The 459-nt window shown below is 54.0% G+C and carries 1 protein-coding gene; it reads left to right on the forward strand.

Features of this window, described 5'->3' with window-relative positions:
* Nucleotides 1-459: phosphoribosylanthranilate isomerase (locus tag ACTHUM_RS19570; protein WP_440403950.1), on the forward strand; the 459-nt coding region annotated here is incomplete at both ends.

Below are 459 nucleotides of genomic sequence, written 5' to 3' on the forward strand. Positions count from 1 at the left end.
GTGAATATTGAGCAGGCGCAGGCGGTTGTGAAAAATCTGCCGCCGTTTGTATCGGTGGTGGCCTTGTTTGTGAATGAAAACGAGCAAACCATCCGCGAGATTCTGCGTCAGGTGCCGATAGATATGATTCAGTTTCATGGCGATGAAGACGATGATTTTTGCCGTCGGTTTGACCGCCCGTATTTGAAGGCCGTGCGTGTACAGTCCGCAGCCGATATTCAGACGGCCTGTGCCAAATTTCCGAATGCACGCGCCTTGTTGTTTGATGCTTATCATCCGACCGAATACGGCGGTACGGGACAAAGTTTCGATTGGACCATGTTGCACGGCAATATCGGCAAACCGTGGATACTTGCCGGCGGATTGACTGCGGAAAACGTTGCCGAAGCGGTAAAAATCAGTGGCGCGGCGGCGGTGGATGTGTCCGGCGGCGTGGAGATCTCCGGCGGGGTTAAGAGC

This window comes from Neisseria sp. P0021.S006 (assembly GCF_051956895.1).